The organism is Sphaerotilus sp., assembly GCF_034519685.1.
GTDB lineage: Bacteria > Pseudomonadota > Gammaproteobacteria > Burkholderiales > Burkholderiaceae_C > Sphaerotilus.
The window spans coordinates 911,309-934,054 of the sequence record NZ_JAXHOF010000003.1 but is presented as its reverse complement, the minus strand read 5'-3'; the positions used below and the strand labels follow the sequence as shown (position 1 = coordinate 934,054).

Genomic DNA, 22,746 nt, shown 5'->3' with positions numbered 1-22,746 from the left:
GGCCGACGGAGTCGCTGATGGCAGTTCCTTCTGAAGTTCGTCGTGCTCAACCCGGTGACCAGGCCGATGGTCTGCGCCGCCTTTTCTCGACGCACACGGTCCGCTTCATCCCCGTGGTGTCGAATCCGTTTGTCGCCCAGGAGTCCGTGCTGATCCAGCAGATCTGTGCGGCGCTGGAGCAGCTCGGGCTCTACACGCTGGTGGTCGATGTCTGTGATCCGGTCCAGGCCCCGGTGCGCACACCAGACGATCTGGGCAGCCGCATCCAGGTGCTGACGGACCGCACGGCCAGTCTGTCCGCGCAGGGCCTGCCAGCCCGCTGGACCAGCGGCAGCGGTTCGCCGCATGCGCAGGGTTTCCTGCGCGCAGTCGTCGAAGCGGCGCCGTTGTCGCAGGCGGTGGTGGTGCACGGTTCGGCGAGCGAACTGGCACGTCTTTTCGGGCGAGGGGAGCTGCACCTGAGCCGCCCGCGCCCCATCGTCATCTGTGGCGAACAGCCCGAGTCGATGACACACGCCTATGCCGCACTGAAAGTGCTGTCGCAGCGCGCGGACTGGCGGGCGCATGACCTGCTGGTCAGCGCCACCACCGGCTCGGCCGGCATCCGGCTGGTCAAGGACCGGCTGGCCCAGTGTGCCGCACTGTTTCTCGGCGGTGTCCGTCACGACGTGGTCGACATCGACCCCCGTGCCGCGGCGCTGTCCACCACGGCCTCGGCAACGCTCATGGCCTTCATGGACGCCTCGCTGAACGCCGCGGCGGCGTTTGTCCTGCCCGAGCTGGGGCGCCGCAGCCCGGCGCTGGTGACCTCGTCACCCCTTTTGCAGTCGATGGTCTGAACCGATCCGGAGCCACCTGATGTACACCTCCAAGGGCCAACTCGAAGCCAACAAGATGCTGGAGCAATACAGCTCGCTGGTTCGGCGTCTGGCGCACCAGATGATTGCCCGGCTGCCGGCCAATGTCGAACTGGATGATCTGATCCAGGTCGGCATGATCGGACTGACCGACGCTCTCACGCGCTTCGACGTGAAGCAGGGGGTCCAGTTCGAGACCTTCGCCACCCAGCGCATCCGCGGCGCCATGCTGGACGAGCTGCGCGGCGGCGACTGGATGAGCCGCAGCAACCGCAAGCACCAGCGCGACATCGAGGCGGCCGTGCACCGGCTGGAACAGCGCCTGGGCCGGGCACCGCACGAAAGCGAGATCGCCATCGAGATGGGCCTGTCGCTCACCGACTACCAGGACCTCCTGAACCGCGTGCGCGGCACCCAGCTGGTCTACCTCGAAGACATGAGCGGAGACGAGGGCGAGAACGACTACCTGGACCGCCATGTCGTGGCCGACAACGATGCTGACCCGCTGGCGCGGCTGAACGATCGGCGCATGCGCGAGGCGCTGGTCGATGCCATCAAGCACCTGCCCGAGCGCGAGCAGTTCGTGATGAGCATGTATTACGAAGAGGACATGAACCTCAAGGAAATCGCAGCGGTCCTGGGCGTCACCGAGTCGCGGGTCTGCCAGCTGCACAGCCAGTCGATCGCCCGTCTGCGCGCCAAGCTGCGCACCTGGTGATTCCGCCCCGACATCTGGAGACCTTCCCATGCTGAACCTGCTGCGCTCACGGCGTACCGCACCCGCTGACGCGGAGGCCGACGCGCAGAGCGCCGACGGCACTGTCCTCCCCACGGCGAATCCCGCGGATGTCGTGCAGCGCCTGTCGAGCCAGGTGTCCAACATCGGGCGTGATGCCGCGGAAACCCGCGGCGTCATCGAGGACACGCAGAAGATCGTCGCCGCCCAGCTCGACGCCATGCAGCTGCTCCACCTGGACCTGGGGCGCGTGCAGGAAACGCAGCACGCGATCGGTGAGGCCACCGGTGCGAGCCGGGAAGCGGTGGTCCGCGCGCGGCAGCAGGTCGAGCAGGTGGCCAGCGAGGTCACAGGCATCGTCGAGACCCTGCACCAGGTGGCCAATGCGGCCAGCGACATCGGACAGATCGCCTTGCAGACCCGGCTGGTGGCTTTCAACGCTTCGGTCGAGGCAAAGCGGGCTGGAGAGGCTGGCCGCGGCTTCGGTGTGGTGGCCGATGCGGTGAAAGATCTGGCCGGACGCGTGGAGACCTCCTCCCGCACCATCATGGGCACACTCGACGACCTGGACCGGCGCATCGAGGCGTTTTCGCGCGACATCCGTGTCGACCCCGCTGTCGAGCGCCAGCACCAGGGACAGATCCACCGGGCGTTCGCCGATGTGGAGACTGCGGTGCACCGCATCGATGCTGCAGCCGACATCAGCCGCACGATCGCGCAGCAAGTGATCGACAAGACGCAGCGGCTGGGCAAGGAAATCCAGGGGGCGATCGGCGGGCTGGACACTGCGATGAACTGCAGCAACCGCTTTCTCGCCGTGTCGGAGCGTCTGATCGACGAGCTGGCGGGCTGTGGCGTCGAGACCGAGGACACACCGCTGATCCGTTCGGCACAGGCCGCTGCGCAGCGCATCAGTACCTTGCTGGAGCAAGCGCTCGCCAGTGGCCAGATCGATCTGAAGGCGCTGTTCGACGAGCAGTACCAGCCCATCGCGCAGACCGATCCACCGCAGTTCCTGACCCGCTTCGTGCCGCTGGCGGATCGGCTGTTTCCCGATGTGCAGGAACATGTCCTGGCCAGCGGGGACAAGGTGGTCTATTGCATTGCGGTCGACCGCAACGGCTATGTGGCCACCCATAACCGCATCTACTGCCAGGCGCAGCGCCGCGGTGACGTGGTGTGGAACACCGCGAACAGCCGCTACCGGCGCATCTTCAATGACCGCACCGGTCTGGCCTCGGCCCGCAACCGCCGGCCGTTCCTCGTGCAGACCTATCGGCGCGACATGGGCGGCGGCAACTTCGTGCTGCTCAAGGAAGTGGCAGCGCCGATCCTGGTCCAGGGCCGGCACTGGGGTGGGTTGCGCATCGGTTACCGTTTCTGATCGACACGGTGCACCCGATGCTGTTCCACCGTGTCAGCCCAGTGCGGCGAACGCGCGGGCCGTGATCTCGTCGACCGTGCCCGTGCCGCTGATGGCACGGTACTGGGGGGCGGCGGCGTCGCCGGTGGCGGCCCACTGCGAGTAGTAGTCGACCAGCGGACGGGTCTGGCTCTGGTAGACCTCCAGGCGCTTGCGCACGGTGTCTTCGGCGTCATCGGCGCGCTGGATCAGGTCTTCGCCGGTCACGTCGTCCTTGCCTTCGACCTTGGGCGGGTTGAAGACGACGTGGTAGGTGCGGCCCGAGGCCACATGGACACGGCGGCCGCTCATGCGCTGGATGATGGACGCATCCGGCACGTCGATTTCCAGCACGTAGTCGAGCTTGACGCCCGCAGCCTTCATCGCGTCCGCCTGCGGGATGGTGCGGGGGAAGCCGTCGAACAGGAAGCCGCTGGCGCAGTCGGGCTGCGTGATGCGTTCCTTGACCAGGCCGATGATGATGTCGTCGCCGACGAGGCCGCCCGCGTCCATCACCTTCTTGGCCGCCAGGCCCATCTCCGTGCCCGCCTTGACGGCTGCGCGCAGCATGTCGCCGGTGGAGATCTGGGGAATGCCGTATTTCTGGCAGATGAAGGCCGCTTGCGTGCCTTTGCCGGCGCCGGGGGCGCCCAACAGGATCAGTCTCATGGATCTCCTCGGTCTCTGTCTGTCAGCAGGTGATGCTGATGGCGTGATGCCTAAAGCTGTCGTGAAAGCGTGAAAGGTACTGCGAATTCTGAGGTTCGTTTTGAGAATACCATGCCTCCCCTGAGTTGAAACTGACTCGACGGGGTGCGTCGTGTCGGTCGAACGTCAGGGTCTGCCCAGGGTTTTGCTGGCGCGGAATCTGGGGTATTCAGCCCGTCGCGACGGTGTCGAAGTGGCGGCGCACCCGTTCGAGGTCGTCCGGCGTGTCCACGCCGGGGCCGGGCCGGGTGTCGCTGACATGCACCGCGATGCGCTCGCCATGCCACAGCACCCGCAACTGCTCCAGCGACTCGACCTGCTCCACCGGGCTGGCGCTGAGCGTGGGGAAACGGCGCAGGAACCCGGCGCGGTAGCCGTAGATGCCGATGTGGCGCAGCGGGGCGGGATCGGTCGGCAGCGCGGTGATGCCGTCCGCATTGCCATCGCGCCACCACGGCAGCGGCGCGCGCGAGAAGTACAGCGCGCCCCCCACCGCGTCGCAGACCACCTTGACGACGTTTGGGTTGACGAACTCCTCGACACTGTCGATGGCGTGCGCGGCCGTGCTCATGACGCAGTCCGGCTGTTGCAGGAGACCTTGCACACAGGCGGCGATCAGCGCCACGTCGATCAGCGGCTCGTCGCCCTGCACGTTGACGACGAGGTCATTGCCGTCGAGCCCGAGCAGTGCGCAGGCTTCGGCCAGCCGGTCGCTGCCGGTGGCGTGGTCGGCGCGGGTCAGCACCACGCGCACGCCGTGCGCCGCACAGGCCGCGACCACTTCGGGTGCGTCGGTGGCGACCACCACGTCCCGCGCACCAGCGGTGGCGCAGCGCTGCGCCACGCGCACGATCATCGGCAGACCGCCCAGGTCCGCCAGCGGCTTGCCCGGCAGGCGCGTCGACGAGAGTCGTGCCGGGATGAGGACGGTGCAGTCCATCGTCATGGCGCAGCGGTGTCGGCGGGGAAGGGCAGTGGCGACGGCGGCGGGGCATCCGGATCGACCGTGCGCGCTTCGCTTTCGAGCATCACGGCCATGCCGTCGCGGATCGGAAACGCCAGCCGGTCGGCCGGGCAGACCAGTTCATGCGTGGCGTGGTCATGGTTGAGCGGCCCCTTGCAGAGCGGGCAGACGAGCAGTTGCATCAGGCGGGTGTCCATGGGGCGTGATGCTACCTTGCCGGCGCGGGGCCGAGCGCGTCCAGCACGCGCCGGATGAACACCGGCGGCAGTCCCAGCACCAGCGGCACGACCCACACGCGCAGCCCCGGACGCTCGGCGGCCACGCGCTGCGGGGCGAGCTTGACGGCGTCCTTCTCGGTCACGACCACCTCGGTGACGCTGTCTGGCCAGGGCAGGCGGGCGTGGTCGTGGTGGTCGTCCAGCGCGAGGGTGTCGAGGGTCAGGCCGGCGGTGCGCAGCGCGTCGAAGAAGCGCTGCGGCTGCCCGATGCCCGCGCTGGCGAGCAACTGCCGACCGCGCAGCGCCGCAAGCTGTGCGGGCGTGGCGGGCGCGCCAGACCACCAGCCGGCGAGGTCGACCGCTCCGGCGAGCTGCCGTGTCGCACAGTCGCCGGGCAGGGCGGTGCTGGGACGCGCCGCGTTGTACAGGGTGAACTGGTGGGGTGCAGAGGCGGGCGCGTCGATCGGCTCGCGCAGCGGCCCCGCCGGCAGCAGCCAGCCATTGCCCGCCCCGCGTTCGTCGAACACCACGACCTCGATGTCGCGGCCCAGCCGCAGGTGCTGCAGCCCGTCATCGCAGACCAGCACGTTCACCTCGGGATGGGCCGCCAGCAGCGCGTGCGCGGCGGCGGCGCGGTCGCGGCCGACCCAGACCGGCACGCCCGTGCGGCGCTGCATCAGCAGCGGCTCGTCGCCCACGGCGACCGCCTGCGCGTCCGGACCGACCGGACGCGGGCCGGATTCCCGGCTGCCGTGTCCCCGCGAGACGATGCCGGGGCGCCAGCCGGCCTGCTGCAGCGCGCCGATCAGGGCGAGCGTGGTCGGTGTCTTGCCGGCGCCGCCCGCGACGCGGTTGCCGACGACGATGACGGGGCAGGGCAGCCGGACCGTGTGCTTCCAGCCCTGTCGGTACTGCCAGCGCCGCAGCCCGACCAGGGCCGCGTGCAGCGCCCCGAGCGGCCGCAGCGCCCACTGCGCCGGCCCGCCCTCGCGCCAGACCGCCTCTAGCCGCGCCGCTGCGGTCACCGGTTCACGGACCCTTGCCGCCGCTGCGGGCGCTCTGGGTGGCAAAGGTGAGTTGCACCAGCCCGGCGCGGCGCGCCGCGTCCATGACGTTGATGACGCTCTGGTGCGCCGCCATTGCGTCGGCCGACACGATCACCGTCCGGTTGACGTCGCCCTGCGCCGCGACGGTCAGCGCATTGGTCAGCACCTCGATGCCCACGCCCTCCACCGGCAGCTTGTTGATCGTGTAGACCCCGTCCGAGGACACGCCGACCACGATCTCGCGCGGCTGGCTGTCGATCCGGTTCGACTCGGCCACCGGCAGCGTGATCTTGAGCTGCGTGTATTTGGCGTAGGTCGTGGTGAGCATCAGGAAGATGAGCACCACCAGCAGCACGTCGATGAACGGGATCAGGTTGATCTCCGGTTCCTCGGGGCGGCGGTGGCGGAAGTTCATGGCCATCGTGCGACTCCCGGCTCAGCGGCGCGGCGTGCGCGACAGCAGCTGCGGCAGCAGCCGCTCGGCCGCCTGCTCCAGCGTCAGCACGAACTCGTCCACTTGCCCGCGGAAATAGCGGTAGAACATCAGTGCCGGGATCGCCACGATCAGGCCGAACGCGGTGTTGTAGAGCGCCACCGAGATGCCGTGCGCAAGGGCTTCCGGATTGCTGCCCGTGGTGGGCGACTGGGCGCCGAAGATCTCGATCATGCCGACCACCGTGCCCAGCAGGCCCAGCAGCGGCGCGGCCGAGGCGATCGTGCCGAGCGCGTTGAGGTAGCGCTCCAGCCGATGGGTGGCGATGCGGCCTGCGTTCTCGAAGGCGTTGCGCAGCTGGGTCTCGTCGCAGCGCGGGTCGGCCATCGCAGCGCGGATGCCGCCCGCCAGCACGGTGCCGAGCACCGAATTGCCGTGCAGCTTGTCGACCACGTCCGCCGAGGGCAGGCTGCTGCGGGTGACCGCGAGCACTTCGTCGAGCAGCTTGGGCGGTGCGACCTTGGCGGCGCGCAGGCTCATGAAGCGCTCGATGATGATGGCCAGAGCGGCGATGGAGCACAGGATCAGCGGCCAGATCGGCCAGCCAGCGGCTTGTATGATCGAAAACAAGGGTCGTTCCCCGGTGTGAGGTGGACATCCGCAGCCGAGCGCGGCGCGGCGCAGTGCCGATGATTATGGCCTCAAGGCGCCGGCGTCAACCTTCTGCCAGTGCGGGACAAGGACTCCAGTTTCTCCCCGGTGGCTGTGGATAAGGTTGGGGAAAAGCTGAGGACAGCGGCGCCAAGTGCTTGTCAGGGCAGATGTTTTGTTGGATTGCCTGTTTTTTAATCAACCGTGAAGTTTTGAATTCCGCATGAACACTGCAAACGGCGCCCGGGTCTGGGATGTGGCCCTGCTGGTGCAAGCCATTGGTGACACGCTGCAGACGCGCTTCGGCGCCGTGGCCGTGCGGGGCGAGCTGGCCGGGTTCACGCGGGCGGCCAGCGGCCACTGCTACTTCAATCTGCGCGCGCCGGACGGCAGCGCAGGCCTGCGCTGCGCGATGTTCCGGCGGGCGGCCGGGTACCTCGATTTCTCGCCGCGCGACGGGCAGGCGGTCGAGCTGCGGGGCAAGCTGGCGGTCTACGAGCCGCGCGGCGAGCTGCAGATGATCGTCGAGGCGATGCGCCCGGCGGGCGAGGGCGCGCTGATGGAGCAATTCCTGCGCCTGAAGGCCCGCCTTGAAGCCGAAGGGCTGTTCGATGCCGACCGCAAGCGCCCGTTGCCGGCCTTCCCGCGCCGCCTCGGCGTCGTCACCTCGCTGGCGGCGGCGGCGCTGCACGACGTGGTGACCGCGCTGCGCCGCCGTGCGCCGCATGTCGAGGTGATCGTCTACCCGGCGCCCGTGCAGGGGACCGAGGCGCCGCCGCTGCTGGTGCGGGCCATCACCGAGGCCGGGCAGCGGGGCGAAGTCGACGCGCTGATCGTCTGCCGGGGCGGCGGCTCGCTGGAAGACCTGTGGGCGTTCAACGACGAGGCGGTGGTGCGGGCGATCGAGGCGTCGCCGGTGCCGGTGGTGTGCGGCGTGGGCCATGAAACGGATTTCACGCTGGCCGACTTTGCCGCCGACCTGCGCGCGCCGACACCGACTGCGGCGGCCGAGCTGGCCGCGCCCGAGCGGGCAGCGTGTCTGGAGACGCTGGCGCAGCGTGACCGGCAGTTGCGCCAGGGCCTGCAGCGCCGTCTGGACCGCGAGGTGCAGCGTCTGGACCGCGCCGGCCTGCGCCTGTCGCGGCCGACCGATGCGCTGCGCCAGCACCAGCAGCGACTGGCCCTGCTCGCCCAGCGCCACGCCGCCGCGCTACCGCAGACGCTGCAGCGGCGTGGCCAGCGGCTCGACCTGCTGGCCGCGCGGCTGCAGGCGCTGGACCCGGCGCGTGTGCTGCAGCGCGGCTACGCCTGGGTCACCGACGACACTGGCCGCGCGCTGGTCTCGGTCGGGCAGGTGCAGCCGGGTGCGGCGCTGACGGCGGTGCTGCGCGACGGCCGGGTGCAGACCACGGTCACCGCCATCGAGCCGAACCAGCCCCATCCGAGCGCGGATTGAGCGCCTTGCCTACAATCCGCCCAGCCGTTTTTCACTTCGACCGCCCCTGGTCGCTGCACACGAGGAAGCACATGGAACACACCCTGCCCGCACTGCCGTTCGCGATGGACGCCCTGGCCCCGCACATGTCGAAGGAAACCTTCGAATACCACTACGCCAAGCACCACCAGGCGTATGTCACCAACCTCAACAACCTGATCAAGGGCACGGACTACGCCGACCTCGACCTGGAAGCCATCGTCAAGAAGGCTCCGGCCGGCGGCGTCTACAACAACGCCGCGCAGGTCTGGAACCACACCTTCTTCTGGAACTGCCTGAGCCCGAACGGCGGCGGCGCCCCGACCGGCGCGCTGGCCGACGCGATCAACGCCAAGTGGGGCTCGGTCGACGAGTTCAAGAAGGCGTTCCAGGCCTCCGCCGTGGGCAACTTCGGCTCCGGCTGGACGTGGCTGGTGAAGAAGGCCGACGGCTCGGTGGACATCGTCAACATGGGCGCTGCCGGCACCCCGCTGACGACCGGCGACAAGGCCCTGCTGTGCATCGACGTGTGGGAGCACGCCTACTACGTGGACTACCGCAACCTGCGTCCGAAGTTCGTCGAGACCTTCCTGAACAGCCTGGTGAACTGGTCGTTCGCGGAAGCGAACTTCGCCTGAACCTGAATCCACTGTGCCACTGAGGGTTCGCCCTCGTGGGATGGAAGCCGGCCTGTGGGTCGGCTTTTTGCTTTTCTGGTTGCTTTTCTGATTGAACATTCCGCCTGCCGTGAGGGGAGGCGATTCGAGCGACACGAGGGAGCGACGCGGCGTTCAGACCACCCGCCGCGCATCCTTGAGCAGCAACAGCATCTGCGGCGCCCCCAGCGGCGAATCGACAAACCCGAAGCGGCGGTAGAACGCTGCAGCAGGTGCGTCGATCGGGTGGGTCAGCATCGCCCGGATGCCGGCTTGATCGGCGATGAGCAGCGTGCGCCGGATGGCGTCCTTCAGCAGCCCGACCCCAACGCCCAGCCCCTGCGACCGCTGGTCCACCGCCAGTCGGGCCAGCACCACGACCGGCAGCGGATAGCGCCCCATGCCTTGCCGTATGCGCTCGGGGGCTTCCAGCGTGTCGATCTGTCCGACGGTGAGTGCGAAGTAGCCCACCACTGCACCAGCGTCCGTCGTGACGACAAAGGTGCGCGCCGAGCCGCTGGCCTGTGCCTGGCGGGCGTGGCGAACCAGCCAGTCATCAAGCGTGGGCTGGCCGCAGTGGAAATCGTCCAGCCCGTGTGCCGCACCGAGCGGCTGCGGGGCCGACAGCGTCACGCGGTTTCCCATGGCGCCTTGCGGGCAAACAGCGCACGCAGGCCGGGGTTGTCGGCCGGGGCCTGGTCCAGCAGATCGAGCAGGGCCTGGCCTTGCGCGGGAGACGCGATGAACAGCCGCTGGTCGAGCAGCGTCTGCTCTGCTGCGCGACAGGCGCTGTCCAGGATGAACTCGGTCAACGACTTGTGCGCCACCTCGGCGGCGCGGCGCAGCACGGCTTCCTGGTCGGGCGTGGCGCGCAGGCCAAGGCGGGCGGAGCGGGTGGCGGTGGTCATGGAGCGAGTCCCGGGAGGTGGTGCGCAATGTTAGTACATTGAACGTACGCTGCGCACCGCCCCTTCGATCGTCGCGGGATACGGTCCGTCAACATAGTCCCCCGCCGCGCTCAGCTTGTCTGCCACTCGGGCGGCGGGCCGCTGTAGCCCCGGCACGCAGCGAAACGTCGCCCGCTTCTCCGCCACCAGCTTCACCAGCACGGCGTCGGCGGCCCCTTCGCCGCGCAGCACCGCCCGCGCCTGTGCCAGCAAGGCGGCGCCAGTCGCGTCCATTCCTTGCGCGACCCACGGCGCCGCGCCGCTCACCACGAACGCGAACAGCCCCGGCGTCATGCCCAGCGCGCCGTGGTCGAACGCGAACTGTGCCGGCGCCTGCGGACCCTCGGCGAGCGCCACCATCGGGGCGGCGAGTCGCGCATTGGCCGCCTGCACATAGCCGGTGACGATCGGCTCATACCCGAACGCCGCCGCGCTGGCCGACCACGCCGGCGCAATGTCGCGGGTCAGCCGCGCCGCCTCGCTGGCGCTGCAGGCGAGCACCACGCGGTCGAACGCCGCGCCGTCCACCGTCCAGCCCGCGCCGTCCGTCCGCGCCTCCAGCCGCTGCACCCGCTGCCCGATGCGCAGCGTCGCGCCGTGCCGCGCCAGCCAGCGCAGCGCCGGCTCAGGCAGCAGCTCCGCCAGCGGCCTGCGCGGAATCAGCAGGTCGCTCGCCCCCGGCCCGGCAAACAGCGCGTCGTGCAGCACGCGCAGGAACACCGTGGCGCTCGCGGCGTCGGCAGGCGTGTTCAGCGCCGCTACGCACAGCGGATCGACGATCTCGGCCCGCACCCGCGCCGGCAATCCGGCCGTCAGTTGCGCCACCGTCAGCGCCGCATCGCAACGAAAGCGCCGCAGCATCCAGCCCGCCGCCGCATGGCTCAAGGCCAGCCGCTCGCGTAGCGACCAGTGCCGCATCGCCCACACCGCCCGCGTGAACGCGATGACCGGGTGCCCCTTCGGCAACCGCAGCCCGACGCCGTCCTGGTCCAGCAGCGCCAGCGGCGTGCGCAGCAGCACCGCCTCGGGATCGACACCCACGCGCTGCATCAGGCTGAGCGTCGCGGTGTAGGCGCCGATCAGGATGTGCTGGCCGTTGTCCAGCCGCAGGCCACCCGGCTCGGCGGCAAGGCTGCGGGCGCGGCCACCGGCTTGCGGCGCCATCTCGAACAGCGTGACGCGCTCGTCCGCCTCGACCGCGGCCACCGCCGCCGCCAGCCCGGCCCAGCCCGCGCCGATCACCGCCGTGGAGGTGGTGGCCGTGCTCATGCCAGCCTCAGCCGATTGGCGTCGATGGCGCTGCGCACGCGCTTGAGCGTGGTCGTCCTGATGGCGCGACCGGCGGCGATGGCCGTGAAACGCCCGCCCAGATCGACCATCCGGTCTACCACGGCCGCCGCCCAGCCTCGGTCCACGCCACCTTGACCGGCCAGCGTCAGCAGGTGGCGGCGGGTGATGTCCCGACCCTCGCCGCACACGTCCATCTGGTGTTCGCCCCCCGGTCCTTCACAGAACGTCAGGTCGTAGCACGGCGCCAGCCGCCAGTGCCGATCCCGCCCGAGCCGGAAGGAGATGTTCTTCGCATGGTCGTCGCGGTTGTGGAACACGACATTGAACACCGCCCGTTCGTAGGCCTTGCACACCTCGCGCTCGTCCCGCGTGAACAGCCGGGTGGCCCGCAGCAGCGTCGTGTAATCGACGGCGGACGGCAGCCGGAAATCCACCTGCAGCGCCCCCGCCAGCGTATGCACCGGCACGCGCAGCCCGGCCTCCACATCGAAGCGGGCAATGCCAAACGCCCCGAGGCGCGTGTCGAGGTCGAAGCTGCGGGTGTCGGGCATGTCCAGACCTGCGTCCCGCGCCAGTTGCGCATAGGCGTCTTCCAGCGCACAGACCTCCTTGTGCTCGCTGCGCGCCTGGAACTTGACCAGCCACGGCTGGCTGCCCGGGAAGGGCGCTGTGCTGATGTCGGACGTGCGCGGGTCGTGGTGGACCAGCACCTTGGGCCGGGCGCCTTGCGGGGAGCCGCCCAGCAGTGCCAGTTGGCGCAAGGCCACGCTGTCCCGGTCATGCACCACCGCACGGGCCTCACGCGCCAGGTCGAGCAGCCGCAGGTCGTCCGGGGTGTTCGACTGGGGCTGCGCCGGCTCGAACGTCAGCGCGCCCAGCGTCCGCTCGCCGAGGAAGCTCAGGCGGTCCAGCGGCGAGACCATGGCCGGGTTCACGCCGTTCTGGCGAAACAGCCGGTCCATCACCAACAGCCCCCAGCCATCGGGCAGCGCATCGGCGATGAGGCCCGGCAGGTGCTGCTGATGCCCGGGGAATCCGCTGAAGACACCCGGTCGCAGCGGCAGGTGGCGCGGTGACAGCTCCAGACCTTGTCGCAAGGCATCGGCCGAATACTCGAACAGGAGATCACGTCCGTCGTGGGCCAGCGTGCCCAGCCGCCACCGCTCACCCCAGCCGACGTAATGCACCAGGACTTTGCGGATCATGGCCGAGGCGGTCGCTGGCGAGGGGCGCGTTGACGGGGGGCTGCGCGGCGCTCCAGCTCGGCGATGGAGCGAGGGGGCGGTTGCACGAACAGCGATTGCAGCTCGTTTTCCAGACCCAGCACCTGCACCACCCGCACCAGTGAGGCCAGGGTCGTCTGACCATGGCCTTCGAGCGTCACGATGGTGCCCCGCGACACCCCGGCCCGGCGCGCCAGTTCGGCTTGCGTCCAGCCCCGCGTCAGCCGCACACCCTTGAGGCGATGCCCCAGGGTCTGGCAGATTTCGTCAGAAGAGGCGAGGCCAAAGTCCAGAATATTGAACATGAACCCGGATTTTAAGCCGCAGTGATCGGTTTGGTGATCACTGTCTTGGCCATCACCGCCCGCGCCAGTTCGTCCGCATCGCGATCCAGAGCTTGCGCACCGGCGTCAGCGAGATGCGCTGGTGCAGCACCTGGAACTGGTTCGCCTCGATCTCGCGCAGCAATGTGCGGTAGATGTTGGCCATCATCAGCCCCGGTTTCTGCGCGCGGCGGTCGGCGTCGGGCAGCAAGGCGAGGGCTTCGTCGTAGGTGCGGTGGGCGCGTTCGGTCTGGAACTGCATCAGCGCGGTGAAACGCTCGCTGTAGCCGCGGTTCAGGATTTCGTTGGCCTTCACGTCGAACTGCTTCAGCTCGTTCACCGGCAGGTAGATCCGCCCGCGCCGCGCGTCGTCGCCCACGTCGCGGATGATGTTGGTGAGCTGGAAGGCCAGGCCCATCTTGTGGGCGTAGGCGGTGGTCTGCGGATCGGTCTGGCCGAAGATGCGGGCCGCGACCTCGCCGACGATGCCAGCGACGAGGTGGCAGTAGCGCTGCAGGCCGGGGAAGTCGAGGTAGCGGCTTTGCTGCAGGTCCATCTCGCAGCCGTCGATCACGGCGTGCAGGTGCGCGGCGGTGATCTGGTAGAGCGGCGCGTGCGGCATCAGCGCCTGCAGCACCGGGTGCTGCGAGGGCTGGCCGGCGAAGGCCTTGGCGACTTCCGCGCGCCACCACGCCAGCTTGGTCGCGGCCACACCGACATCGCTCGTCTCGTCCACCACGTCATCGACCTCGCGGCAGAACGCATAGAACGCGGTGATCGCGGCCCGGCGTTCCGGGGGCAGGAACAGGAAAGCGTAATAGAAGCTGGAGCCGCTGCTGGCGGCCTTCTCCTGGACGTATTGCGCGGGCGAGGTGGTCATGGGGCGGGATTGTCTCAGCGAACGCGCCGCTCACATGCGCATGGCGCCCCACACCAGCCCCGGCGCATCCAGCAAACCGACCTTTGGTCGCCGCTGCAGCGTCTCGAAATGCATCGCCTCGATCTTGTCGAGGATGCGCAAGCCGCCTTGCACCACCAGCCGCAGCTCCCAGCCTGCGCGCCCGGGCAACCGGGTGGCCAGCGGTGCGCCGGACAGCATCAGCTCACGCGCCCAGCGGACCTCCTTCTCCACCAGTGCCCGCGTGGCTCCGGTGTCGCGCTGGCGCATCAGGTCCGGCACCGTCACGCCCACGTCCGCGCAGTCGGTCAGCGGCACGTACAGCCGGTCGCGGGGCAGGTCGACGCTCAGGTCTTGCCAGAAGTTGATGAGCTGCAGCGCGGTGCAGATCGCGTCCGACTGCGTCAGCGAGTCGAGGTCGCGCACACCGTAGAGGTGCAGCAGCAGCCGCCCGACCGGGTTGGCCGAGCGCCGGCAGTAGTCGAGCAGCGCGGTGCGGTCCGGGTAGCGGCGCTGGTGCGTGTCCTGCTCGAAGGCGGAGAGCAGCGCCTCCAGCAGCGGCAAGGGCAGGTGGTGCCTGCGGAACATGGCGGCCAGCGGCACGAAGACGCCTTCCCAGCGTGGCGTTGGCGCATGGCCGCGGGCGACGCTGCGCAGGTCTTCGCGGTAGGCGTCGAGGTCGGCCCGGCGCTGCTCGGGCGTCGCGTCGCCCTCGTCGGCGATGTCGTCGGCCGTGCGGGCGAACCAGTAGATCGCCGTCACGGCCGGGCGCAGCGCCGGCGGGCACAGCACCGAGGCGACGGGGAAGTTTTCGTAGTGGTCGACGCTCATGGTGGGTCCGGGGCGCAAGGTGCGTGATTATCGCCACGGACGGCCGCAGGAATTGACAACGGCGAAGACCGACTCGTACATTACTGACCAGTCAGTCAGTTCGGAGCCACCCCCCATGCGACCCCTTCCCGATCGCGCCCGCCGCCCCCTGTCGATGGCCGCCGGCCTGTCGATGCTCACCCTGCTCGCGGCCTGTTCGCGGCCGGAGCCTGCGCCCGAGCCGATCCGCGCCGTGCGCACGCAGAAGGTGAGCACCGAGTCGGCCACCGCGCAGCAGGAGTACGCCGGCGAGATCAAGGCGCGCACCGAGACGCGGCTGGGCTTCCGGGTCGGGGGCAAGCTGATGAGCCGCGCGGTCAACCTGGGCGATGAGGTGAAGGCGGGGCAGGTGATCGCGCAGCTCGATCCGTCGGATCTGAAGCTCGGCCAGGACGCGGCGGCCGCCGGTTTGCGCGCCGCGCAGGCGAACTGGGACCAGGTGAATGCCGACCTGAAGCGCTACCGCGAGCTGCATGGCCAGGGCTTCATCGGCGGGGCCGAGCTGGAGCGTCGCGAAACCGCCGTCAAGGCGGCCCAGGCCACGCTCGACCAGGCCCGCGTCCAGGTCGGCGTGCAGGGCAACCAGGCGCAGTACACCCGCCTGATCGCCGATGCGGCCGGTGTCGTGACCGGTGTGGATGCCGAGCCGGGCGCCGTGGTCGGGACGGGTGCGTCGATCGTGCGGCTGGCGCTGGCCGGCGCCCGCGATGTGGTGTTCAACGTGCCGGAAGACCGGGTGGCCTCGGCGCGGGCGCTGCTGAAGCAGCCGGGCGCGCTGCAGGTGCGCCTCTGGGGCGCAGGCGGCGAGCCGGTGCGCGCCACGCTGCGTGAACTCGCTGCCGCCGCCGATCCGACCACGCGCACCTTCGTCGCCAAGGCCGACCTGAACGTGCCCGCCGCGGAGGTGCGCCTGGGCCAGACGGCCACCGTGGCGTTCGACCTCGTCAAGCGCGACGCGGTGGTGCGCCTGCCGCTGGCGGCCGTGGTGGAGCAGGGCGGCAAGAGCGCCGTCTGGCTGCTCGACCCGGCGACGATGACGGTCAAGCCGCAGCCGGTGCAGATCGCCGGTGCGGACGGCAATCTGGTGCTGGTCGGGGGCGGCGTGCAGCCGGGGCAGGAGGTGGTCACGGCCGGCGTCCATGTGCTGACGGCCGGCATGAAGGTCAAGCGCTACATCGAGCCGGTGCGCCCGGCGGCGTCGCGGTGAGGTCGGCGCCATGAAACCGCACACCCACGACACCGGCTCGCGTTCGGGCTTCAACATCTCGCGCTGGGCGCTGGAACACCCGGCGCTGACCCGCTACCTGATGGTCGTGCTGATGGTGCTCGGCTGCGCCGCGTACTTCCAGCTCGGCCAGGACGAGGATCCGCCGTTCACCTTCCGCGCGATGGTCGTGCAGGCCGTCTGGCCCGGCGCCACCGCCCAGCAGATGGCCGACCAGGTCACCGACAAGATCGAGAAGACGCTGCAGGAAGTCCCCAACGCCGACATCATCCGCAGCTACACCAAGCCCGGCGAGTCGGTGACGATCTTCCAGATCAAGGACAGCTCGCCGCCGAAGGACGTGCCGCAGATCTGGTACCAGACGCGCAAGAAGATCGGCGACATGCGCGGCACGCTGCCGGCCGGCGTGATCGGCCCGTTCTTCAACGACGAGTTCGGCGATGTCTACGGCTCGATCGTGGCGCTGTCGGCCGACGGCTTCAGCCAGGAAGAGCTGCGCGAGTTCGCCGACGACGTGCGCTCGAAGCTGCTGCAGGTCCAGGACGTGGCCAAGGTGGAGACCTTCGGCGCGCAGCCGGAGAAGGTCTTCATCGAGCTGTCGGGCAAGCGCCTGGCGCAGCTCGGCCTCGACCTGAACCAGGTGATCGCGCAGATCGGCACGCAGAACGCGGTCGAGAGCGCCGGTGTGCTCAACGCCGACAGCCAGAACCTGCAGGTGCGGGTGGGCGGCCAGTTCCGCTCGGTCGAGGAACTCGGCCAGTTGCCGATCCGCGTCGTCAACCCGGCCACCGGCGTGGCGAGCATGACCAAGCTGGGCGATGTCGCCACGATCAAGCGCGGCTACAGCGACCCGCCGGCCGTCAAGGTGCGCCACCAGGGCGAGCCGGTGATCGCGCTGGGCGTGTCGATGGCCAAGGGCGGCGACATCATCGCGCTCGGGCAGGCGCTGCATGCCCGTGTCGAGCAGATCCGCGCCGAACTGCCGGCCGGCATCACGCTGTCGCAGATCCAGGACCAGCCGGTGGCCGTGTCGCAGTCGGTGGGCGAGTTCGTCAAGGTGCTGGTCGAGGCGATCGCGGTGGTGCTGGCGGTGAGCTTCATCAGCCTGGGGCTGCATTTCAAGCCACTGCGCATCGACATCTGGCCGGGGCTGGTGGTGGCGATCACGATCCCGCTGGTGCTGTCGATCACCTTCATCACCATGTATTACTGGGGCGTGGGCCTGCACAAGATCTCGCTGGGCTCGCTCATCATCGCGCTGGGCTTGCTGGTGGATGACGCGATCATTGCCGTCGAGATGATGGTGCGCAAGCTGGAGGAAGGCCACGACAAGCTCTACGCCGCCACCTACGCCTACGACGCCACCTCGATGCCGATGCTCACCGGCACGCTCATCACCGCCGCCGGCTTCCTGCCGATCGGCATGGCCAAGTCGACGGTGGGCGAGTACACCTTCGCGATCTTCGCCGTGACCTCGGCGGCGCTGGTGATCTCGTGGGTGGTGTCGGTGTATTTCGTGCCGTACCTGGGCGCACGCTTGCTGCGGGTGAAGCCACACGCCGAGGGGCAGTCGCACGACCTGTTCGACACGCCGTTCTACAACCGCTTCCGTGGCCTGGTGGGCTGGTGCGTGGACCACCGCTGGGTCACGATCGCGCTGACGATCGGCGTGTTCGTGCTCGGGCTGGCCGGCATGGGCAAGGTGCAGCAGCAGTTCTTCCCCGATTCGAGCCGCATGGAGATCATGGTCAACCTGTGGCTGCCGGAGGGCTCGACGATCCAGGAGAGCGAGCGTGTGGCCGAGCGCTTCCAGAAGCGCATGCAGCAGGAAGCCGGCGTCGAGACGGTGACGACCTGGATCGGCAGCGGCACGCCGCGGTTCTACCTGCCGCTGGACCAGATCTTCCCGCAGACCAACGTGAGCCAGTCCATCGTGCTGCCCAAGGGCATGGCCGAGCGCGAGGCGCTGCGCAAGCGGCTGCCGACGCTGCTGGCCGACGAGTTCCCGGAGGTGCGCGGGCGGGTGCAGCTGCTGCCAAGCGGGCCGCCCGTGCCGTACCCGGTGCAGTTCCGTGTCGTCGGCGCCGATCCGCAGACGGTGCGGGTCTGGGCCGACCAGGCCAAGGACATCCTGCTCGCCAGTCCGAACATGCTGGGCGTGAACGACAACTGGAACGAGTCGGTCAAGGTGCTGCGCCTGCAGATCGACCAGGACAAGGCGCGCGCGCTCGGCGTGACCAGCCAGTCGATCGCGCAGGCCACGCGCATGCTGCTCAGCGGCACGCCGGTGGGCCAGTTCCGCGAGGGCGACAAGCTGATCGACATCGTGATGCGCCAACCGACCAGCGAGCGTGACGCGATCACCGACCTGGGCAGCGCCTACGTGCCGACCAGCAGCGGCAAGCCGATCCCGCTGACGCAGATCGCGCGCATCGACCATGTCTGGGAGCCGGGCGTGATGTGGCGTGAGGGGCGCAAGTACGCCATCACGGTGCAGGGCGATGTGCCAGAAGGCATGCAGGGGCCGACCGTGACGAACGAGCTGTGGCCGGCGCTGGAGAAGCTCCAGGCGCGCATGCCGCCGGGCTATGCGATCGAGATCGCCGGCGCCGTGGCCGAGAGCAGCAAGGGGCAGGGCTCGATCGCAGCCGGCGTGCCGGTGATGCTGTTCGTCACGTTCACGCTGCTGATGCTGCAGTTGCAGAGCTTCGCGCGGGCCATGCTGGTGTTCCTGACCGGCCCGATGGGCATTGCCGGCGTGGCCGCGGCGCTGATCCTGCTGGACCGGCCGTTCGGTTTCGTGGCGCTGCTGGGCGTGATCGCGCTGATGGGCATGATCATGCGCAACTCGGTGATCCTGATCGATCAGATCGAGCAGGACCGGGCGGCGGGCGTGCCGGACTGGAACGCGGTGGTCGAGTCGGCGGTGCGGCGGTTCCGGCCGATCGTGCTGACGGCCGCGGCCGCCGTGCTGGCCATGATCCCGCTGTCGCGCAGCATCTTCTGGGGGCCGATGGCGGTGGCGATCATGGGCGGGCTGATCGTCGCCACGGCGCTGACGCTGCTGGCGCTGCCGGCGATGTACGCGGCGTGGTTCCGGGTCAAGAAGGCGTGACGCCGGTCTGCGCCGGCCTGAAACTGACCTGAAAAGGGCGCCAGTCCGATCGGGTTAGAATTCAAGGTTCCGGGAATTTCCGACGCGTGCCGCGCGGGTGGCGAAATTGGTAGACGCACCAGGTTTAGGTCCTGACGCCTTCACGGGCGTGCCGGTTCGAGTCCGGCTCCGCGCACCACATCAGGCACGCAACTCCCCCAGATTCAAGCAACCTAAAGAGCTTCAGAACATGGCTGTTACTGTGGAGACCCTCGACAAGCTCGAGCGCCGTATCACGCTGACCTTGTCGGCCGTCGAACTCCAGACCGAGGTCGAGAACCGCCTCAAGCGCATGGCCCGCACGGTCAAGATCGACGGATTCCGTCCCGGCAAGGTGCCGATGTCTGTCGTCGCCCAGCGCTACGGCTACTCGGTCCAGTACGAAGTCATGAACGACAAGGTCGGTCAGGCTTTCCAGGACGCGGTGACCGAAGCCCAGGTGCGCGTGGCGGGCACGCCGCGCATCACCGAGAAGGAAGAAGCGCCTGAAGGGCAAGTCGCCTTCGACGCGACCTTCGAGGTGTACCCGGACGTGGTGGTCGGCGACCTGACCGCCGTCGAGATCGAGCGTGTGTCCTCCGAGGTCACCGACGCCGCCATCGACCGCACCATCGACATCCTGCGCAAGCAGCGCCGCACGTTCACCGAGCGCGCCGCCGATGACGTGGCCGCCGACGGCGACCGCGTGACCATCGACTTCGACGGCAAGATCGACGGCGACAGCTTCCAGGGCGGCCAGGCCGAAGGCTTCCAGTTCCTGATGGGCGAAGGCCGCATGCTCGAAGCCTTCGAGACGGCGGTGCGTGGCATGAAGGCTGGAGAGTCGAAGACCTTCCCGCTGAAGTTCCCTGACGACTACCACGGCGAAGACGTGGCCGGCAAGGAAGCCGACTTCCTCGTCACGCTGAAGAAGGTCGAGCAGCAGAACCTGCCGGACGTGGACACCGCGTTCGCCGAGTCGCTGGGCATCGCCGACGCGACCGTCGAAGGTCTGCGCGCCGACATCAAGAAGAACCTGGAACGCGAAGTCAAGTTCCGCGTCGCCGCCCGCAACAAGCAGGCCGTGATGGCGGCGCTGGAGTCGGCGACCTCGTTCGACCTGCCCAAGGCGCTGGTGGACAACGAACTCGGCCGTCTGGTCGAGAACGCCCGGGCCGACCTGAAGCAGCGCGGCGTCAAGGATGCCGACAAGGCCCCGATCCCGAACGAAGTGTTCCAGCCGCAAGCCGAGCGTCGCGTGCGCCTGGGCCTGACGGTGGCCGAGGTCGTGCGCACCCACTCGCTGTCGGCCACGCCGGACCAGATCCGCGCCCACATCGAGGAAATGGCGCAGAGCTACGAGCGTCCGGCCGACGTGATGGCCTGGTATCTGGGCGACCAGCAGCGTCTGGCCGAGGTCGAGGCGGTGGTCATCGAGGCCAACGTGTCCGACTTCGTGCTGGGCCAGGCCAAGGTCACCGACAAGGCGCTGGCGTTTGACGAGCTGATGGGTGCCTGAGGTGCTTCGGCACTAGCCGACTTCCGGAGTCGGTAAAGCACAAACAAGGGGCGCCACGAGCGCCCCTTGTCACATGATGGCCTCCCCCGTGTCCGGCGTTGAATGCCGGCAACCCCCATAATCGGGTTCATCGCTGACGGCCGACCCGTACCGAGCGGTCATCAGCGCGACACAGTGATGTTTCAAGGGTCTCCAATGAGCGCAATCGACACGCAGAACCTGGGCATGGTGCCCATCGTCATCGAACAATCCGGACGCGGCGAGCGCTCCTACGACATCTATTCGCGCCTGCTGCGCGAGCGGGTCATCTTCCTGGTCGGCCCGGTGAACGACCAGACGGCCAATCTGGTGGTCGCCCAGTTGCTGTTCCTGGAGAGCGAGAATCCCGACAAGGACATCTCCCTCTACATCAACTCTCCCGGCGGCAGTGTCTCGGCCGGCATGTCGATCTACGACACGATGCAGTTCATCAAGCCCCAGGTCTCCACGCTGTGCATGGGCATGGCCGCGAGCATGGGCGCGTTCCTGCTGACGGCTGGCGAGAAGGGCAAGCGCTTCGCCCTGCCGAACGCCAAGATCATGATCCACCAGCCGCTCGGCGGCACGCAGGGTCAGGCCACCGACATCGAGATCCACGCCCGCGAGATCCTCAAGACCCGCGAGCAGCTCAACCGCATCCTGGCCGACCGGTCGGGGCAGCCGCTGGAGAAGATCCAGGCCGACACCGAGCGCGACTACTACATGTCCGCTGCCGAAGCCCAGACCTATGGCCTGATCGACCAGGTCATCAGCAAGCGCGCCTGATCCGCACCGACTTCCACCTTTCTCCGATTCGACAAGGCCGCATTCCATGCCCGAGAAAAAAGGCTCCTCCGGCGAAAAGACGCTGTACTGTTCGTTCTGCGGCAAGAGCCAGCACGAGGTCAAGAAGCTGATCGCCGGTCCGTCGGTGTTCATCTGCGACGAGTGCATCGAACTGTGCAACGACATCATCCGTGACGAGGCGCCCGCCACGGACGTGCCTGGCAAGACCAGCCGCGACGACCTGCCGGTGCCCAGCGACATCAAGGCCAGCCTCGACCAGTACGTCATCGGTCAGGACCAGGCCAAGCGCACGCTGGCCGTGGCGGTCTACAACCACTACAAGCGCCTCAAGCACATGGCCGGCAAGGCCAAGAGCGACGAGGTCGAGCTGTCCAAGAGCAACATCCTGCTGATCGGCCCGACCGGCTCCGGCAAGACGCTGCTGGCCCAGACACTCGCCCGGCTGCTGAACGTGCCGTTCGTGATCGCCGACGCCACGACGCTGACCGAAGCCGGCTATGTCGGCGAGGATGTCGAGAACATCATCCAGAAGCTGCTGCAGAACTGCAACTACGAGGTCGAGCGTGCCCAGCGCGGCATCGTCTACATCGACGAGATCGACAAGATCAGCCGCAAGTCGGATAACCCGTCGATCACGCGAGACGTGTCCGGCGAGGGCGTGCAGCAGGCGCTGCTGAAGCTGGTCGAGGGCACGATGGCCTCGGTGCCGCCGCAGGGTGGCCGCAAGCACCCGAACCAGGACTTCCTGCAGATCGACACGACCAACATCCTGTTCATCTGCGGCGGTGCCTTCGACGGGCTGGAAAAGGTCATCGCCAACCGGTCCGAGAAATCGGGCATCGGCTTTGGCGCGTCGGTCAAGGCCAAGTCCGAGCGCAGCGCCGGGGAAGCCTTCCGCGAGGTCGAGCCGGAAGACCTGATCAAGTTCGGCCTCATCCCCGAGCTGATCGGCCGCCTGCCGGTGATCGCCACGCTGGGCGAGCTGACCGAGGACGCGATGGTCCAGATCCTCACTGAGCCCAAGAACGCGCTGGTCAAGCAGTACCAGAAGCTGTTCGCGATGGACGGCGTGGACCTGGAGATCCGTCCCTCCGGGCTGACCGCCATCGCCCAGAAGGCGCTCAATCGCAAGACCGGTGCCCGCGGGCTGCGCTCGATCATCGAGCAGGCCTTGATGGACACCATGTTCGAGTTGCCCACGTTCCACGGTGTGGCGAAGGTCGTCATCGACGAGCACACCATCGAGGACAACACCAAGCCCCTGCTCGTCTACCACGAGCAGGCCAAGGCCAGCGCCTGAGTTCATCCACGCCGGTACGCCACTGACTCTTGCAAACCGGCGGTGCGC

At 68.6% G+C, this 22,746-nt stretch carries 23 protein-coding genes and 1 tRNA gene; 11 read left to right on the top strand and 13 right to left on the bottom strand.

The features are described 5' to 3' along the window. Window positions 1-17 precede the first annotated feature (17 nt). Genes U5O44_RS07995 through U5O44_RS07985 form a run of 3 tightly spaced genes read left to right on the top strand, consistent with a single transcriptional unit; the run spans window position 18 to window position 2,977 of the window. On the top strand, window positions 18-839 hold the full coding sequence (locus tag U5O44_RS07995) for a flagellar biosynthesis protein (protein ID WP_322587903.1): 822 nt from the start codon (window positions 18-20) through the stop codon (window positions 837-839). A 19-nt stretch (window positions 840-858) separates the two neighbouring features. Continuing rightward, on the top strand, window positions 859-1,575 hold the full coding sequence (locus tag U5O44_RS07990; RefSeq protein ID WP_322587902.1) for an RNA polymerase sigma factor FliA: 717 nt from the start codon (window positions 859-861) through the stop codon (window positions 1,573-1,575). Between the two features lie 28 nt (window positions 1,576-1,603). Beyond that, entirely contained in the window at window positions 1,604-2,977 is a 1,374-nt protein-coding gene (locus U5O44_RS07985; protein ID WP_322587901.1) for a methyl-accepting chemotaxis protein, read from the top strand. A gap of 33 nt (window positions 2,978-3,010) precedes the next feature. Here U5O44_RS07985 and adk read toward each other — a convergent pair whose 3' ends face one another. The 6 genes from adk to U5O44_RS07955 form a co-directional block, all read right to left on the bottom strand. Next, window positions 3,011-3,664 (bottom strand): adenylate kinase, encoded by a 654-nt coding sequence (gene adk, locus U5O44_RS07980; protein WP_322587900.1) that lies wholly within the window; start codon window positions 3,662-3,664, stop codon window positions 3,011-3,013. Between the two features lie 208 nt (window positions 3,665-3,872). Further along, window positions 3,873-4,643 (bottom strand): 3-deoxy-manno-octulosonate cytidylyltransferase, encoded by a 771-nt coding sequence (gene kdsB / locus U5O44_RS07975; protein ID WP_322588491.1) that lies wholly within the window; start codon window positions 4,641-4,643, stop codon window positions 3,873-3,875. A gap of 2 nt (window positions 4,644-4,645) precedes the next feature. Then, window positions 4,646-4,864 carry a Trm112 family protein gene (locus U5O44_RS07970; protein ID WP_322587899.1) on the bottom strand — a complete coding sequence of 73 codons (219 nt, stop codon included), beginning with the start codon at window positions 4,862-4,864 and terminating at the stop codon, window positions 4,646-4,648. 11 nt (window positions 4,865-4,875) lie between these two features. Further along, the gene (gene lpxK, locus U5O44_RS07965) at window positions 4,876-5,910 is read right to left on the bottom strand and encodes a tetraacyldisaccharide 4'-kinase (RefSeq protein WP_322587898.1); all 1,035 of its coding nucleotides are present in this window, start codon (window positions 5,908-5,910) and stop codon (window positions 4,876-4,878) included. A gap of 4 nt (window positions 5,911-5,914) precedes the next feature. Then, the gene (locus U5O44_RS07960) at window positions 5,915-6,346 is read right to left on the bottom strand and encodes an ExbD/TolR family protein (RefSeq protein ID WP_322588490.1); all 432 of its coding nucleotides are present in this window, start codon (window positions 6,344-6,346) and stop codon (window positions 5,915-5,917) included. Window positions 6,347-6,367: 21 nt separating this feature from the next. Then, window positions 6,368-6,994, bottom strand: coding sequence for a MotA/TolQ/ExbB proton channel family protein (locus U5O44_RS07955; RefSeq protein WP_322587897.1), 627 nt, complete (start codon window positions 6,992-6,994; stop codon window positions 6,368-6,370). A 244-nt stretch (window positions 6,995-7,238) separates the two neighbouring features. Between U5O44_RS07955 and xseA the strand changes: the two genes are divergently transcribed. Both xseA and U5O44_RS07945 read left to right on the top strand, forming a co-directional pair. Continuing rightward, window positions 7,239-8,471, top strand: a complete 1,233-nt coding sequence (xseA, locus tag U5O44_RS07950; RefSeq protein WP_322587896.1) for an exodeoxyribonuclease VII large subunit — start codon at window positions 7,239-7,241, stop codon at window positions 8,469-8,471. Between the two features lie 71 nt (window positions 8,472-8,542). After that, window positions 8,543-9,127: a superoxide dismutase gene (locus tag U5O44_RS07945; RefSeq protein ID WP_322587895.1), complete on the top strand. Its 585-nt coding sequence runs from the start codon at window positions 8,543-8,545 to the stop codon at window positions 9,125-9,127. A gap of 153 nt (window positions 9,128-9,280) precedes the next feature. Here the strand turns inward: U5O44_RS07945 and U5O44_RS07940 are convergent, their stop codons facing one another. From U5O44_RS07940 to hpnC, 7 genes are read right to left on the bottom strand one after another with little or no spacing between them, the layout of a single operon-like run. Beyond that, a complete protein-coding gene (locus U5O44_RS07940; RefSeq protein ID WP_322587894.1) occupies window positions 9,281-9,790 on the bottom strand; it encodes a GNAT family N-acetyltransferase in 510 nt (169 codons plus the stop codon). Further along, a complete protein-coding gene (locus U5O44_RS07935) occupies window positions 9,775-10,053 on the bottom strand; it encodes a type II toxin-antitoxin system TacA family antitoxin (protein ID WP_322587893.1) in 279 nt (92 codons plus the stop codon). The genes U5O44_RS07940 and U5O44_RS07935 overlap by 16 nt, the downstream gene beginning before the upstream one ends. A gap of 30 nt (window positions 10,054-10,083) precedes the next feature. Beyond that, the gene (gene hpnE / locus U5O44_RS07930; RefSeq protein ID WP_322587892.1) at window positions 10,084-11,361 is read right to left on the bottom strand and encodes a hydroxysqualene dehydroxylase HpnE; all 1,278 of its coding nucleotides are present in this window, start codon (window positions 11,359-11,361) and stop codon (window positions 10,084-10,086) included. Further along, window positions 11,358-12,587 (bottom strand): type II toxin-antitoxin system HipA family toxin, encoded by a 1,230-nt coding sequence (locus U5O44_RS07925; protein ID WP_322587891.1) that lies wholly within the window; start codon window positions 12,585-12,587, stop codon window positions 11,358-11,360. The genes hpnE and U5O44_RS07925 overlap by 4 nt, the downstream gene beginning before the upstream one ends. Beyond that, window positions 12,584-12,910, bottom strand: coding sequence for a helix-turn-helix domain-containing protein (locus U5O44_RS07920; RefSeq protein ID WP_322587890.1), 327 nt, complete (start codon window positions 12,908-12,910; stop codon window positions 12,584-12,586). The genes U5O44_RS07925 and U5O44_RS07920 overlap by 4 nt, the downstream gene beginning before the upstream one ends. Before the next feature lie 52 nt (window positions 12,911-12,962). Further along, a complete protein-coding gene (hpnD, locus tag U5O44_RS07915; protein WP_322587889.1) occupies window positions 12,963-13,808 on the bottom strand; it encodes a presqualene diphosphate synthase HpnD in 846 nt (281 codons plus the stop codon). A gap of 30 nt (window positions 13,809-13,838) precedes the next feature. Further along, window positions 13,839-14,657: a squalene synthase HpnC gene (hpnC, locus tag U5O44_RS07910; RefSeq protein ID WP_322587888.1), complete on the bottom strand. Its 819-nt coding sequence runs from the start codon at window positions 14,655-14,657 to the stop codon at window positions 13,839-13,841. Window positions 14,658-14,772: 115 nt separating this feature from the next. Here hpnC and U5O44_RS07905 point away from each other — a divergent pair, with 115 nt between their 5' ends. The 6 genes from U5O44_RS07905 (at window position 14,773) to clpX (ending at window position 22,698) form a co-directional block, all read left to right on the top strand. Beyond that, window positions 14,773-15,903, top strand: a complete 1,131-nt coding sequence (locus U5O44_RS07905) for an efflux RND transporter periplasmic adaptor subunit (RefSeq protein ID WP_322587887.1) — start codon at window positions 14,773-14,775, stop codon at window positions 15,901-15,903. Between the two features lie 10 nt (window positions 15,904-15,913). Beyond that, on the top strand, window positions 15,914-19,036 hold the full coding sequence (locus tag U5O44_RS07900) for an efflux RND transporter permease subunit (protein WP_322587886.1): 3,123 nt from the start codon (window positions 15,914-15,916) through the stop codon (window positions 19,034-19,036). A gap of 91 nt (window positions 19,037-19,127) precedes the next feature. After that, window positions 19,128-19,214: transfer RNA gene (locus U5O44_RS07895), tRNA-Leu, on the top strand. Between the two features lie 51 nt (window positions 19,215-19,265). Further along, the gene (gene tig / locus U5O44_RS07890; protein WP_322587885.1) at window positions 19,266-20,573 is read left to right on the top strand and encodes a trigger factor; all 1,308 of its coding nucleotides are present in this window, start codon (window positions 19,266-19,268) and stop codon (window positions 20,571-20,573) included. Window positions 20,574-20,768: 195 nt separating this feature from the next. After that, on the top strand, window positions 20,769-21,377 hold the full coding sequence (gene clpP / locus U5O44_RS07885; protein ID WP_322587884.1) for an ATP-dependent Clp endopeptidase proteolytic subunit ClpP: 609 nt from the start codon (window positions 20,769-20,771) through the stop codon (window positions 21,375-21,377). A gap of 46 nt (window positions 21,378-21,423) precedes the next feature. Next, on the top strand, window positions 21,424-22,698 hold the full coding sequence (clpX, locus tag U5O44_RS07880) for an ATP-dependent Clp protease ATP-binding subunit ClpX (RefSeq protein ID WP_322587883.1): 1,275 nt from the start codon (window positions 21,424-21,426) through the stop codon (window positions 22,696-22,698). Window positions 22,699-22,746: the final 48 nt, after the last annotated feature.